This window comes from Saccharothrix xinjiangensis (assembly GCF_039527585.1).
In the GTDB taxonomy this organism is placed as follows: Bacteria; Actinomycetota; Actinomycetes; order Mycobacteriales; family Pseudonocardiaceae; genus Actinosynnema; species Actinosynnema xinjiangensis.
Map to the genome: position 1 here is coordinate 30,785 of NZ_BAAAKE010000029.1, position 13,880 is coordinate 44,664.

9 protein-coding genes are annotated in these 13,880 nt (G+C 70.2%); 1 reads left to right on the forward strand and 8 read right to left on the reverse strand.

Annotation, left to right across the window (positions count from 1 at the left end; all coding sequences use genetic code 11):
* Positions 1-129: 129 nt before the first annotated feature.
* On the reverse strand, positions 130-5,190 hold the full coding sequence (locus tag ABD223_RS36455; protein ID WP_344041532.1) for an AAA family ATPase: 5,061 nt from the start codon (positions 5,188-5,190) through the stop codon (positions 130-132).
* Between the two features lie 346 nt (positions 5,191-5,536).
* Between ABD223_RS36455 and ABD223_RS36460 the strand changes: the two genes are divergently transcribed.
* A complete protein-coding gene (locus ABD223_RS36460) occupies positions 5,537-6,163 on the forward strand; it encodes a hypothetical protein (protein ID WP_344041534.1) in 627 nt (208 codons plus the stop codon).
* A 122-nt stretch (positions 6,164-6,285) separates the two neighbouring features.
* On the opposite strand, the gene ABD223_RS36465 is transcribed toward ABD223_RS36460, so the two are convergent.
* The 7 genes from ABD223_RS36465 to ABD223_RS36495 all read right to left on the reverse strand — a co-directional run bounded on the left by ABD223_RS36465 (position 6,286) and on the right by ABD223_RS36495 (position 13,766).
* Positions 6,286-7,521, reverse strand: coding sequence for a hypothetical protein (locus ABD223_RS36465; RefSeq protein WP_344041536.1), 1,236 nt, complete (start codon positions 7,519-7,521; stop codon positions 6,286-6,288).
* 786 nt (positions 7,522-8,307) lie between these two features.
* A complete protein-coding gene (locus tag ABD223_RS36470; RefSeq protein WP_344041538.1) occupies positions 8,308-8,757 on the reverse strand; it encodes a hypothetical protein in 450 nt (149 codons plus the stop codon).
* 315 nt (positions 8,758-9,072) lie between these two features.
* On the reverse strand, positions 9,073-9,354 hold the full coding sequence (locus ABD223_RS36475; protein ID WP_344041540.1) for a hypothetical protein: 282 nt from the start codon (positions 9,352-9,354) through the stop codon (positions 9,073-9,075).
* Positions 9,355-9,393: 39 nt separating this feature from the next.
* A complete protein-coding gene (locus ABD223_RS36480) occupies positions 9,394-10,446 on the reverse strand; it encodes an AcrVA2 family anti-CRISPR protein (RefSeq protein ID WP_344041542.1) in 1,053 nt (350 codons plus the stop codon).
* Between the two features lie 319 nt (positions 10,447-10,765).
* Positions 10,766-11,254 carry a hypothetical protein gene (locus ABD223_RS36485; protein WP_344041544.1) on the reverse strand — a complete coding sequence of 163 codons (489 nt, stop codon included), beginning with the start codon at positions 11,252-11,254 and terminating at the stop codon, positions 10,766-10,768.
* A gap of 215 nt (positions 11,255-11,469) precedes the next feature.
* A complete protein-coding gene (locus tag ABD223_RS36490) occupies positions 11,470-12,390 on the reverse strand; it encodes a bifunctional DNA primase/polymerase (protein ID WP_344041546.1) in 921 nt (306 codons plus the stop codon).
* 326 nt (positions 12,391-12,716) lie between these two features.
* Positions 12,717-13,766 carry a DUF4192 domain-containing protein gene (locus ABD223_RS36495; protein WP_344041548.1) on the reverse strand — a complete coding sequence of 350 codons (1,050 nt, stop codon included), beginning with the start codon at positions 13,764-13,766 and terminating at the stop codon, positions 12,717-12,719.
* Positions 13,767-13,880 lie beyond the last annotated feature (114 nt).

Below are 13,880 nucleotides of genomic sequence, written 5' to 3' on the forward strand. Positions count from 1 at the left end.
GATCTACCAGGAGTTCCCCCCCAGCGCACCAAAGGCCCCTCCGCCTGCCCAAGCTCGGAAACAGCTATCAAGACATCAGGCTTCCCCGACGTGCTCATCGCAGCCTGCTCGCCGCACCGTGGTCGGCCGCTACCGGTCGCCCGGTTGAGGTTCGATCTCGCCGCCGGGCATCGGGGGTTCGAGGTCGTCGAGGTGGGATCGGCGCTCGATGGCCGGCTCCGGTGCTCGGCTGGCTCGCTCGTGGGCGGAAACCAGTTCGTTGTGACGTTCCTGTCGTTCGCGCTCACAGACTTCCTCAGGTTGGTGCGCGCGCAGTTCGACCTCGTTGCGCAGGCCGTCGATGCGTCGGCTGAGGTTGTGGTGTTCGACGGCGAGGCGTTCGGCGCGGTGCTGGGCGGTGGTGAGCGTGTCGAGGTCGCGTTGGTGGGCTCTGGGGCGTGCGTGTTCGTGGTCTTTTTCGGCTGCGTTGGCGCGGGTAAGGGTGTGGCGGCGTTGCTCGGGTGGCCCTGTGCGCTCGTGGAGCCGGGCCGCCTGGGTGGCGAGGTCGCGGACGTGTGCGTGTGCGTGTTCTTCCCGTTCGACGTGCTGTCGGACCTGCTCGGACAGTTCGGTGCGGCGGGTTCGGGCCAGCGGACCGAGGGCATCGAGGGCGTGCTGGGCGCGTGCGCGGTCGGCGGCGGCGTTTTCTGCCTGCTCCAAGGCCGCCTGCCAGCGCGTTTCGAGGTCGTCGGCTTGACGGATCAGGTCAGCCTGTTCGCGGAGCCGGTGCAGGTGTTCGTCGAGCGCCTGTACGGCCGGACCTGCTTGGGCGTCGACCTGTATCCGCAGTTCGTCGGCCCGCTGGCGTGCTTCGTTGAGGGTGCGGTCGAGAACGTCGAGGCGCTGTTGCCCCTCCGCGAGCAGGCGGTGGAGGTGCTCGTCGTCGTGGACGCCGTGTTCGCGCTCCGTCCAGTGCTGCGCATGCCGCGTTGCGGGCTGTCGGGTTTCCGGTTGGCGGGCGGAAGCACCCGCAGTAGTCTTGGCAGGTTCGGTCTGCTGCTGTGCAGCGCGCTGGAAGGCGGCGGTGGCCAACGCCGAGGGGTTCTTGACCCGCCTGCCGCTGACCTCGGTGGGTGAGACCTGGCGCAGCGCGGCGTGCACGTCGACACCGGCTTCGGATGCTTGCTTGATCCGCTGGGCGAGCGCCCCGAACGCAGGCCCGCCAGCGACGAGGTCGACGACCTCAGGATGGTCCGGCCACGCCTGACGCAGGTGTTCGAGTGCGATGCGGCGGCGGTGGCGCTCGGCTGCGGCCCGGTCGCCGCCCCGCTGCGCCTTGTCCGCATCCCACAGGAGGGAGCCGGCGGTACGCTTGATGAAGTAGGCGGTCAGGAGGGCCGGGTCCTCGACGTTGTCGTGGCCGACCTTGGCCAGCGGGACGCGGCCCAGCAGGGTGCGGGTGTCCAGTCCGCCGACCGCCTGGCGGTCGAGTTGGCGCACGACGGCGTCGAACGTGGAGCTGGTGATGACGGCTTCGGCCAGTTCGGGGCGTGCGGTCCAGGTCTCGCGCACCAGATCGGCGACCTGATCGCGCAACAGCTGCCACTGCTGTCGACGTTCGGTCCGCTCTTGCGCGGCCTCGACGCGGCCGTCGGCGAGGCGTTCGGCGGCGTCACGCACGGCCCACGCGGCGAACGCCGCGGCATCGGTGACCGCGTCGGAGGCGACGGTCCGCAGCGGTACCTGGGCCAGCACCTCGCGCACGTCGAGTGCCGAGTCTTCGACCTCGGCCAGCCGCCGAGCCACGGTGGTGAACGCGGCGGCGGAGATGAGCCGCTCCACCAGGTCGGGCTCGTGGCGCCACACCTCGCGCAGCAGGGCCGCCGCACGGTCTCGCGAGTGCTGGTCCCGTTCGGCGCGTTCGGCGCGTGCCTGCGTGGCTTCGGCGTTGTGCTCGGTGCGCTCCTCACGGCGGCGGACGGTTTTGCGTTCGGCGGCTTCGGCGTCGCGGGCGTGCTGCTCGCGGGTCTGGGCTTGGGTGAGGTCCTGGAACTCGGCGAGCCCGAGTTGGACGACGACGGGCAGGTCGTCGGGTGAGGTTTCGGTGGCGCGGACGCGGCGGGCGAGTTTCTCGACGGCGCGTTCCATCCGCTCCGCGCGGGTGCGCGGCTCGGGCCGGGAGGTGACTTCGCGTTCGGTGTCGAGTGCGTCGAGTGGCGCGAAGAGGTGCATTGCGCTGCGGTGGCGGCTGGTGGCGACGTGGGCGGCGGGGTTGTCGGTTCCGGCGGCGTGGAACAGCACGGTGCCGCCGGACCATTCGCCGTCGGGTCCGCGCCACTGGTCGCCGACGGTGAGGCCCTCGCTCTTGTGCACGGTCATGGCGTAGCCGAGGGACACGCCGCCGCGGGCGATGTACTCCGGTGTGAGCCTGCCCTGGCGGATGGTGCGGCCGTCGGCGCCATCCTCCTGCCACTCGACGGTGAGGGTGCCGTCGTCGGCGATGGCGGTGACGACGGCGCGGTAGCCGTTGAGGACGTCGGTGTCGGCCAGCGTGCGGCGTTGTACGGCGTTGATGCGCATCAGCACGTGGTCACCGATGTGGAAGCGGATCTCGCCGCCGCGTCGCAGCGCGTAGGTGTGGCCGCGGCCGAGTTGATCGTCGGCCAGACGCAGGGCCTGGGCGCCGTGGTTGAGCCGGTCGACCATGTCGCGGGTGGCGCTGAGCATGACCAGACCGCGGATCTCGGTGTGCGGGTCGGGTGCTCCGGCGCGCATCCGTGCCCAGGTGGCGAGCATGGCGACGGTGGCCTCCGAGGTGGTGTCGGTGGCGACCAGCCTGTTGTTGAGCATCCAGATCGCGAGTGCCTCGCTGTAGCGTCCCTCGCGCCACAGCGCGATGGCCTCTCGTTCGTCCTCGTGACGCTGCCGGCGGTTGTCGACCAGTTCAGGGCCGTCGACCAGGCGGTGGACGTGCCCGAACAGCGAACCCGCGCCGACACCACGCAGCTGGAGCTTGTCGCCGACCTCGATGATGCGGGTGCCGGTGTGGGCGGCTCGCTGGTAGAGCCGGGCGCGGTCGCGATCGTCGGTGAGGTTGGCCTCGTCGACCACGAGCACGTCTACGCCGACGAGCACCGTGCTGTCCGGGGCCTCGACGCTGGTCAATAGCGAGGTCAGAGTCCGGGAGGGGGTACCGGATTCGGCTTGCAGGTTGCGGGCGGCGACTGCCGCACTGGCTGCACCCTGCACCACGTATCCGGCGGCCTCCAGGACCGTGCGCAGGGCGCGCAGCAGGGTGGTTTTGCCGGTGCCGGGGGCACCGTTGACGGTGTCGATCATGCGGCCGTCGGTGGCCAGGCGCGTCACGGCGGCGCGCTGCTCGTCTGAGAGCGGGTAGCCCTGGCCGGCTTCGACGGTGTCCAGAGCCATCTGGAGCAGGTCCGGGTCGGTGACGCGGACTGGCGACTGGTCGGGGTGGCTGGCCCGCGCGGCGCGCAGGATGATCTTCTCGGCCTCGACGACGTCGGTGGTGGTGAACTGCTGCGCGTTGGCCATGTGCTGCGCGGCCAGAGAGCGCTTCGCGCCCACCCCGTGCACCAGCTCCGCGCTCTGGGGGAGTCGGACGAAGCCCATGTAGGCAAGGACCCGGTCGGTCATGGCCTCGATCGCCTCCGGTGACTCGTAGCCGCCGGGCATGGCGTCAGCGACGTGGCGCAGTGCGTCGGCGCGGGTGAAGCGGCGGCTGTGGGAGGTCAGGCCGGCAGCGGGGTCGAGCAGTTGCCGCGCGATGGTCTCGGCGGTGACGACCGGTTCGGGTTCGGGTTGTTCGCTCTCTTCGGGCAGGTGGCCACCGGCGAGGACACGCCGCAGCTGGTCGGCCGGATCACGTCCTGCGGCCAGCTCTTGGCCTTGCCAGATGTCCTGGAGAGTGGCGTCGGGTGCGTCGGCGTAGTCGCCGCGGACGCGTCCCGGTGTGGGCTTGGGGCGGCGGGTCAGGCGTGCTGCGAGGTCCTGCTGGACGCGGCTGGCGGTGTGCGGGTCGTGTCCGAGTTGGGTGAGCAGTGCGCGGATGTCGGTGTTGCGTTTGCTGAACTGCCGCAGTGTGTCGTCGGGGATGCCGGCGATTTCCCAACGTCCGGTGCGTTGGCTGCGGCGGTAGCGCACGCCGAAGCGAGTGGTCATCTGGTGGCGGATCAGGGCGTGCACCATGTGCTGCACGACCGGGGCGTGGCGGATGAGGTCTCGGCCTCCGGCGGCGATGGTGCTCCACTTGCCGTCCTGGATGCCGCGGGTCATGTTGGCCAGGGTGAGGTGGACGTGCCAGTGCGGATCGCCCACGGGCGTGTCCTTGGCGGGGCGTGCGGTGCGTTCGATCATCGCCCAGCCGAGGAAGCCGGAGCCCGGAACGGTGGCGGCGGTGTGGCCTTGGCCGTGTTTGCCGCGCATGCCGTAGGCGGTGCGCGCTTCGAGCCAGTCGAAGGTGCGCAGTACCTGCTGGAGGTACATCGGTTCCGCCTGTGCGGCCAACTCGGGGGTGGCGATGGCGAGGAAAGTCGAGTCGCTCTTGGGGATGTCGACGGTGAGGTCGTAGGCGGCGTTGCCGGTGATCACCCGCCGCGGTACCCGCTTGGAGCGTGGCTTGCCGGTGTGACCGGTGGTCTGTACGACGGTGAACAGGTTCGCCGTCGCCCGCTCGAAGGCACCGGGTTGCCACACCTCGTCCGGCGCGAGGCCCAGTGCGTCGAGTAGGAGACCGGCATGGTCGGCGCGCAGGCGCGCGGTCTCGCCGTCGGCCCGCCACACCCGCTCTGCGGTGGCGAACATGTCGCGCAGCTTGCGGTCGGTCAGTACCTCCGACACCGGTACCCCGGCTTGGGCGGCGATGCCGTGCACGGCGCGCACCAGCGGAGAGATCGGCAGCTTCGCGTCCTCCGGGACGGCCTTCTTCGGCTCGACCAGTACCTCGCCGGTGTGCGGATGGCACCCGGTGGCCAGGGCTCGTGCCTGGGGGAACTGGTCGCGGGTGAGCGGGCTGAGCGGGGTGATGCCGACCTCGCGCAGCCCTTGCCCGATCCACAGCAGACCGGGAGGAGCGCCATGGGGGTGTGTCGAGAGCAGTCGTTCGCGGTCGGAGCCGCTGCATGAGCCGTGCATGCCGAGGCGGTAGTCGATCTCCACAGGATTGAACCCGATGGGCTTGACGTAGGCCACGCGACCCCTTCCCATGCGCTGCTCGACGACAGTGGTGTGCGTCCTGTCGCCTGTTGGGCTCTTGGCGTGGGGGCCGAGATGACCACACCGGGCGTGGCAGCTCGACGTGGAAACCTCGTGAATACCATAGTGCAAACTGATTGATCTTGCTTTGGTTTGTTCGCGGCGGACTGAGCGGTGCGGACTTTTCGTTAGGAGAAAAGGCATCCCGTGCCGGACGCGGCCGGATGTGCCACAACGGTGCTGTGCTGCTGTGGTAGCTGTTGTCTGTGCTGGAGTTGGGAGGAAGCGGCGTTTACGGTGGAGGTGCTCCCAGGGGGACTGTGCGGAGCGGAGGTCACGGCGTATGGCTGTGTCGGCGAAGGACATCGCCCGGCGGGTGTTGGAGGAGGACAGGCGGCGGGCGCGGCTGCGGACAACGGCGATTCGTGATGTCGCGCGGGCCGCTGAGGCTGCCGAGGATGTGGAGCGCGGTAGCGACGAGCGGATCGCGGGACTGCGGAGGCGGCACCGTGAGCGGGTCGCGGTGTTGCGGGAGCAGCTCGGGAAGGACGTCGAGGCGGAGCGGGCGAAGAAGCAGGTGGCCCGGGTGGGGTTGGCGCAGACGGTGGTGGCGGCGCTGAAGGTGTTCGACGAGGTGGAGTTGGCGCGCTATACCGGGATGTCGGATCAGATGGTCGCGTCGCTGGTGCGTTTGGCGCGTTCGGCGTCGGCCGGAGGCGAGGCGGTTGAATCGGAGAAGGTCACTGACGGCGCGGGCGGTGTCGGTGAGGACGTCACCGGCGTGGGTGTCGATGGTGAACCGGACGTGGTGAGTGGTTTCGGTGAGGACGTGTCGAGCGGCGTGGTGCTGCCGGATGGTGAGGGTGGCGGTGATGCTCCTGCGGTGGGTGGGGGGCATCGCTGGGGTGCGGGAGGTGTGGGGGTTGGCGGGGGTGAGTACCTGCCGGAGGCGGGTTCGATGTCGCCGTGAGGCGGTCGGGGGTGGGTGGGTGGGGCCAGCTTGTGGCGGGGTGGCCAGCTTGATGCCGGCCACCCCGGTTACCCGCCGAGTGCCGGCGAACGGGGCCGCCCCCGTCCGCCGGCGGGTGAGGGTTAGGCGGCTTCCTGTTCGGTGTGCTGCTGCTGGGTGGTCTGCTGCTCCAACCGTCGGCAGTCTAGGCACAGGCCCTGTCGGACCTGCTTTACGTCTCCGCACGTCTCGCACGAACCGCCGTCCACCGTGGGCGCGTTCTCGGGCTCCGGTGCGGTCTGCGGCTGCGGCTCGGCTTCGGGCTGGGGTTCCTGTTCCTGGTCGGGCTGCGGCTGGGGTTCGGGGGTGTCTTTGGGGGCGGTGGCGGCGTCGGCGCAGGTTCGGGAGCAGTAGCGCGGGTCATGCGGTGCGGTGCGCTCGTCGTGTTCGTTGGGCACGTCGAGCGGGTTGGGGCTGTTGTTGAGGTTGGCGTCACAGTGGGCGCAGCAGGGCACGCCTTCGTCCACTGTGACGGCGGCGTGCCGCTGTTGGTAGGTCGTCGCCCACTGCTCGATGGTGGTGGCGGTGAGGCGGCGACCTTGCCGCATGGCGCGTCGCCACTCGGCGCGCACGGCGGGCATTCCGTTCTGCGTCGCGTGGTAGGCGCATCGGGCGTGGATGGCGTCGGCGTAGGTGTGGCCGGTGGGCAACTCGGGGATGCCGGGGCGGTCCAGCGAGCGGCACTCGGTGCACAGCCCGTCGTCACCGTGTCCGGCCTTGACGCGGTCGGTGTAGACGTCGACGATGGCGCGTTCTCCTGCACACCACACGCACGGGCGGGTGCGCAGGTCGGCGACTGCGGCGCGGTCGTAGTCCAGTTCGTAGGCGATCGGCCGCTCTGCGCGTGCGGGGGCGTCGTTCACCCCGGCGCGGGTCTGGCTGTACTCGGTCACGGTGCGCGGTTCGGCTTGGGCGCGGGAGCGGCGGCGCTGCTCGGGCACGGTGCGGCGGGCGCTGCGCTCGTAGCGCGTGCTGCTGTTGCGCGGTGCCTGGTAGTTGCCGTGACCGTAGCGGGGCGCGTCGGCGGTGTCGGTGTCCGGGCGGTAGAGGCCTGGGTCCTGGGCGGGGATGCACGCGGCGATGACGTCGCGGTCCTCGTCGCTGGTGGTGCGCTGCCAGGCGTTGCGCAGCTTCGCAACGGCGGTGCCGTAGGGGTAGCTGCTCAGCGTGGCGGCGCACTTGCCCATCAGGGCCAGCGTCTGTGGGTCAACGTGGTCGATCACGGTGCGAACGTGACGCTTGGCGGCGGTCAGATCACCGGAACTGACCAGGGAGGCGATATCGGCAAGGGCCGTGGGAATGGAAACGCGCTGCGACATGGATAACCTCGAAAATCGGATCCGTACGTTCGCCGGGTTTGGTCTTCCCGGCGTTTCTTGCAGTTTTAATCCTAGTCGCGATTCTTGCAATTCGCAAGACGGAAGGCGTTTCGTTCAGTCTTGTTGTTGAAGCGTTACCTCCTTTTGGGTGCCCCTGAACTGCTGTTTTGTCTCCGTGGAACGTGAGATGCGCGCATTGGCGGCCTGTCGGAAATGGTGGATAACCTTTTTCTCCCGCCTCCCTCGCGTAGTGCCGGTTTCGTGTCGCGTAGACCGGGTCAAGGTGGGCCCCGGAATAATTGTTCGGAGCTTGCGGAGAAGAATTATTTTGGGTGCCTTGAGGCGGTCGGAGCGGCATGACAGCCTCAAGGCACGAGGGGGGCGCTGGTGAGGCGCGGCTGCGGAGACGATGTTCGCTTGGTTGCGTACGCAGCTGGAGGCGCGGCAAAGAGCCAGGTTGGACCCTCTTCAGGATGGGGCGGTGCCGTATGGCGCCAGGGCTGTGTGGTGATCTGTTGGGTCGGTACACTGGAGCGCGCGCATCGGGATAGGGCCCTTCGGAGCCTGTACGGTCCTGGTGCGTTGTGTTCCCGCATTTTTGGTCGAGCCACTGCCTGCGGCGGTGGTAAGCCTTCGGGCTTGTGCGGGCGACACCGGGCGTGCCTGGCTTCGGCCAGGCACGCCCTTGCCGTCTCTGCCAAATTTCTCAGGTTCCGCACCTCCCACCACGCTCTTGTGGCTCGCCGATGCGCCGTCGGGGCGCCGTGGGCAGGGGCCGGCGGCGGACTACTCGTCGGCCTCGACTCCGTCGGTTGTGCTCATTGTCTGGGCCAGGTCGGCTACGGCTTGAACTGCTGTGCGCTGCAACCAGTCCAGGAACGTCTCCGGCAGCCGGGTGCTGGTGTCCTTGGTCTCGTCGCGTCCCAGGAGCAGGCATGGCCCGGAGATGCGCAGCCTGCCCGCAGCGAGCAACCGGCGGACGAAGGCCCGGTCGTGGTCGGTGGCGGTGTAGGCGCCGGAGGCGATGTCGTAGAGCAGCTCGTCGAGCAGGATGTTCACGGTCAGATTGGGCGGGTGGTTGTCCAGGCTGCGGTCCCCGATCCAGAAGTCGATGCCGCGCACGACGTGGACGCGGTCGGCGAAGGGGTCGCCGACCAGGCCGATCGGCAGCAGGGCGAGTTCGTCCGGATCGTCGGGCAGGGTGAGGAAGTGGACCTGGTCGTTGTGGCAGAACATGCCGAGCCGGGAGCGCGGTCGGGGTGTGAAGCTGGAGCCGTCCGGGTCGGTCCTTTCGGCGACTGGGCCGTGTGTGGGGGCGGCAGTGAGGAGCTGCTGGATCGGGGAGGTCGGCTCTGTGACGGAGTCGTCCATGACGTGGTGTCCCTTCGGTGTGGCTGGAAGGTGGGTGTGGTTGGCCGGGTACGGGCTCTGGGGCCGTCGCGGCGTCGAGGCGCTCGCGCGAGGTGGTTTTCCGGCCCGAACGGCTTGTCGAGCCGAGCCGCTGTCGCCGCCCGGCAAGGATTGGGCTGTCCGGCGTCGAGCGGGTGGTCGCTACGTGGCGTCCAGACCGCAGCCGGGGCAGAGCAGGAAGACGCCCGCGTCGGTGTCCGACCTGTTGAAGTCGACCGGAAGACCGTGGTGGTCGAACCACATGCCGGTGGGCGATTCCCAGGTGCAGACCTCGGGGCGCTCGGCGGGCCAGGTGCGGTCGGGCACCTGCACGACCCGCCTGTCCGGGTGGACGTACTCGCGGGAGAGGCCGTGGAAGTCCACGGGCCGGTCGCTCAGCACGACGATTGCGGTGTCGTGCGCCGGCGTGAGGAAACGTGTCATGCTGCTGCGCCTTCCGTGATGTGCTGCGGGCTGCGGGTGTTACCGATTTGTGGGGCGGTCCCAGACGTGGACGGTGTGGCCGGTCTTGAGCGGCTTGTCCTGCGGGCCTCGGACCTGTGGGTTGATCCAGACGAGGCGGCGCAGGGACCGGTCGGGGCCGTGGGCCTGGTTGCGCCAGTGGCCGCGTACCAGCCAGCGCACGGTGTAGCGGCGCTCACCGCTGCCGGAGGACTGGCTGCCGGTGGGCTTGTCGCGGTGGCGACGGTGGACGTGCACGATGCGGACCTCGGAGCTGCGCACGCCCTCGCGGGCCTCGCGGCGCTGGAGGCGTCGGTTGGGGGTGACCTGTTCGGTTTCGCTGATGCCCGGTTGGGTCATCAGCAGCCAGGCGGCGTAGAGCACCTTCATCCACGGCACGACGGCCTGGCCGACGACCAGCGTGGTCAACTGGCCGATGAGGTCGAGGTCGGCGATGGTGTTGCCGTGGTGCAGGGTCATCTCGTTGTCCCACATCCACTCGGGCGAGGCGCTCAACGCTGCGTCGAGTTCGGCGCGCTTGGGTGGTCGGCCGAGGATCCGGGTCAGGCAGTGGCGGGCGTAGTCGAGGTCGCGGACGCTGTAGAACGTCACCCCGGTGGCGTCGGGCACGCCCGGTAGTGGTCCCCAGGAGGCGGCGGCGATGTCGACGCGCCGGTCGCCCAGCGCGTCGCCGAGGTAGGAGCCGATGGGCTCGGCGAAGACGATGAACCCGTGCTCGGCAGGCTGGTGGGTCTCGTCGACACGCAGGTCCTCGGGCAGGGTGGTGGCGGCGGCGGTGACGACTTGGGTCATCTCCGGGGAGACCCAGTACAGGGCGGCGTGGGCGAGGCGTTCGCGTTCGCCGTCGAGGATGAGCCGCGCGGCCCGCTCGGGGTGTGGTGAGCGGATCAGGTCGCGGGAGAAGCGGTCTTCCTTGACCATCGTGGTGTGGAAGGCGAGTGCTTCCGGCTGGGCGAAGACCTCGCGCAGGTAGAGCCGCACGGCGGGCAGGTCGTGAGGGGTGGGTGGGGTGTAGCTGCTGTCCCAGATGCCGGTGTCGGGGTTGAGGGGCATGACGGTATGGCTCCCGGAAGGCGGGGAAGTGGTCGAGGAGGGCACCGCGGAGCTACGCGACGCGGGCCCCGGCCGAAGCCGGGACCCGCGGGGTGGAGGTGCTGTGGGAGGCGCCCGGTGACGCAGTTCGCCGTCGCGCCTGTCGTGTTCGAGGCCGGCGTCTGCTCCCGCCACTGTCGGGCGGTCGACCCGGCGAGTCACGTGCTCCGGTGTGGGGAAAAACCTGCCAAGGGCTGGTGATGTCCGGTGGTTCGGCGTCGTCATGGCCGGGGCGGGTAGGCCGTGCCCGGTCGGGCGACCGCGTGGCGAAGTGCCGGGGTCAGTGTCGAGTTTCGGGTGACCGCGGGTCGGTTCCCGGCACGGGGCGCTGGTCGTGGTGCAGGGGCGTGGTGCCGTGCCGCCGCTCGTGCAGCTGCCTCGGCTCGGTGATGCGGCGCCACCCGATGCGCTGGCAGGCGTAGAAGCGGCCGTCGATCGCGACGACGTCGCCGATGGACAGCGACCGGTTGCCGCGGCGGCGGTAGCGGACGGCTCGTGGGTCGGGCCGGCCGAATTCGGGGTCGTCGCCGACGTTGCACAGCTGGAAGGCCGACTCCGCCAGGTCCACGTCGCCGGTGCGCGATGCCGGCGGCTCCTGGTAGGTGAGGACTTCGACGACCGGCTGTCCGAGGTAGCCCGACAGCATCGCGCGGTCGCTGGAGTTGTGGAAGACCCGGATGCCCACGGGGCGGCGCGCCCAGCGCAGCAGGGTGTGCCTGTACCGGTCGAGTGCCGTGGTGAGGTGGTGTCGGGTCGGTCGGATGTTCATCGTGTCGCACCCTCTGGGGTCGGGGCTGGCCCGCGGTTGCGGGGTGCGTCCGCCGGAACAGGGGCAGTGGGTGGGGGCGGCGTTGTGTGCCGCCCCCACCCACTGGTCCTGTACGGTGCGGCGCACCGCAACCACGGGCCACGCTGCCCCTCGGGGCACACCTTCACTGCGTGGTCGGGGCGAAGGGGACGAAGCCGCTCCTGGGGATCGGTTGGTCAGCGCGGGTCGGTCAGGCTGCGCGGTCGGGCCATGCCCCAGGCCAGCCCGTCGCGGATGGTGGTCTCGGCTTCGTGGACGCTCCAGCCTTCGACCCCGTTGTGCTCGGCTGCTGCGGCGTGCAGGACGGCGCGGGCTTCGTGCTCGTTGAGTTCACCGCTGCCCACCCACCGGCCGAGTTTGTTCGCCGCGCGCAGCAGGGTCCGGTGCCGCTGTCCGCAGGCGGCGTTGCGCACCTCGTCGGCTTCGCCGGTGACGACGGCGTCGAGGTAGGCGTCCCGATGGCGTGGTGCCGGGCTCGGTGGCCGTATCGGCGTCGGAGGCTGGGGCGGCAGCAGCAGCGGGATCAGCCACCCTGGTAGCGCGGCGATCGGTGCGCGGTTCATCGGTCGGTAGAGGCCACGGGGGCCTACCGATCCGGCGGCGACGATGTAGCCGCCCGCACCGCGGGAGTCGATCCGCCACCCGAGGCGGCCGATCGTGTTGCGCAGCTCGGGCTCGGCGGGTGCCCGGAAGTACAGGTGCAACCCGCCGGACGGGGTCCGGACCGTGTAGGTCCGGTTGGGATAGGGCTGCCCTGCTGCTGCGGCGAGGCGGATCAGGACGTCGCGGCCGTGCCGGGCGCCTGCCCACTGCGGTGGTGGCGGGTGGCCGTGGGCGTCGTCGAGGTCGAGCACGTACAGGCCGCTGGGGCGGCAGGCGATGCCGACGTTGAACGGCCGGGTGCTCCAGATGCCGCGTATCCGCTGGAGGTCGCGGGTGGCGAGGGTTTCCCAGCCCTTGTCCTTCGGGATTTTGCTGCGCGGCCACAGTGGGATGACGTGGTGGCCGTCGCGGGCGGCGTTGAGCGCGACGCGCATCAGGCGCGGCGTGGCGGGTGTGCGGGTGCTCGGCGATCGGGCGGTGGCTGCGGTGCTCAAGGAGGTCCTGTCCTTTCTGCCGGTACCGGTGGTGTTCAGGTTCGCCGTGGGTGAGCTGTCCGGTCGGGCCGGCTGGTCGACCGGTGGCGGGACTTTGGGGTCCCCGGTGGGCAGGTTCGCCGATCCTGTGCCCCTGAGGCGCGCGGTCTGGTTCCCGAACCGGTGCGATCGCGACGATCTGCTTCCGGTGCGTTCTGGTGGGGCCGACGCCCGTGCCCCCGCGGGGTGAGTGGCGCAGCACGCTGGTGTGGCGACAGGCGTGGGGTCCTGTGTCGTGTGCGCAGCGCAGGCCCGCTGTCACCGGGTGAACGCGATGCGGCCGGGGGTTACTCGGGCTCTTCCAGTTCCATGCGCTCGACCTCCGCGACCGCGTCGTCCACCAGCAGGCGAAGGGTGCTGGGGGGCATTCGGCTGTCCAGGGCGGCGCGCAGCAGACCGACGAAGTGGTGACCGGGCCACGCCGCCTCGGCGCGGTCGAGCGCCAGGGCCGCCAGCACGCCGTCTCCGCGTAGGTAGGCGGACGTGGCCAGCAGTGCGGCCGGCTCGGCGCACTCGGGAGTGGGGCACTGCCGGGCGAGTTCGGTCCACAGGCGTTCGGCGGCCTGGGCGTGCTCACCGGCGGCGGTGGCGATGCATGCGTCGCGCACCCTCTTGTCCGACAAGGCCACGGCCAAGGCGGCGATGTCGGAGTCGGAGAGTGCCTGGGCGCGTTCACCGGTGCGCTTCACGTACTGCATCACCAGGCGATAGGACTCACCCACCGATCGTGACCTGCCACCGCGGTCGACCAGCTGGTCGACGAGGGCAGCTCGGCGTGCCAGGGTCTCCTGGGGGTCGGGACGCAGTACCGCGGCGAGGTCCTCGCGGCTGTCAAAGGTCCGCCGGCCCTGCACCGTGGAGGTTACGGCGAGCATCGAGGTCTTCGGATCCGGCACGGTGCCGGTGTAGGAGGGGTTCTCATAGCTGCGCCACCGCGCTCCGGCCGTGATGGCCTCGGTCCAGAACATGTGCAGGGGCACATCGTGTTCGGCGAGCGCGTCCTGGATCCGCGTGACCAGGATGGCATGCGGCAGCAGGTCCTCGACGGGCTCGCCGCCACCGACGACGATCCCCCTGACGACGGCGCCGGGGTGGCGCGCCGCGGCTGCGACGGTCTGGTCGATCAGGCTCCGGGACAGCGCGTCGGTGGGCAGTGTGAAGCACAGCGTCACCTCGATCGTGCCACCGACGACGTTGACCACCAGGGCGTCGGTCGGGTAGTAGCACAGCAGGTGTGGCACGGCGGCGATCAGATCGCCGGGCTGGTTCAGTGTGACCGGCGTGACCTGATCCAGGCGGAAGGTGGACGGGGTCGGCTCGGACGTCGGGTCGGACATCACGGATGTGCTCCTTCAGGAAGGGGGTGGACGCGGCACCTCGCGGCGTGGATGCCGCGAGGTGCCGCGCTCGGGTACCTGGTGAGCGCGGCGCCGGTGCGCGGCAGGGCGTGG

Coding starts and splice junctions, on each gene's coding strand:
- ABD223_RS36460 (WP_344041534.1), top strand. CDS start 5,537: ATGGCTGTGTCGGCGAAGGACATCGCCCGGCGGGTGTTGGAGGAGGAC.
- ABD223_RS36465 (WP_344041536.1), bottom strand. CDS start 7,521: ATGTCGCAGCGCGTTTCCATTCCCACGGCCCTTGCCGATATCGCCTCC.
- ABD223_RS36470 (WP_344041538.1), bottom strand. CDS start 8,757: ATGTTCTGCCACAACGACCAGGTCCACTTCCTCACCCTGCCCGACGAT.
- ABD223_RS36475 (WP_344041540.1), bottom strand. CDS start 9,354: ATGACACGTTTCCTCACGCCGGCGCACGACACCGCAATCGTCGTGCTG.
- ABD223_RS36480 (WP_344041542.1), bottom strand. CDS start 10,446: ATGCCCCTCAACCCCGACACCGGCATCTGGGACAGCAGCTACACCCCA.
- ABD223_RS36485 (WP_344041544.1), bottom strand. CDS start 11,254: ATGAACATCCGACCGACCCGACACCACCTCACCACGGCACTCGACCGG.
- ABD223_RS36495 (WP_344041548.1), bottom strand. CDS start 13,766: ATGTCCGACCCGACGTCCGAGCCGACCCCGTCCACCTTCCGCCTGGAT.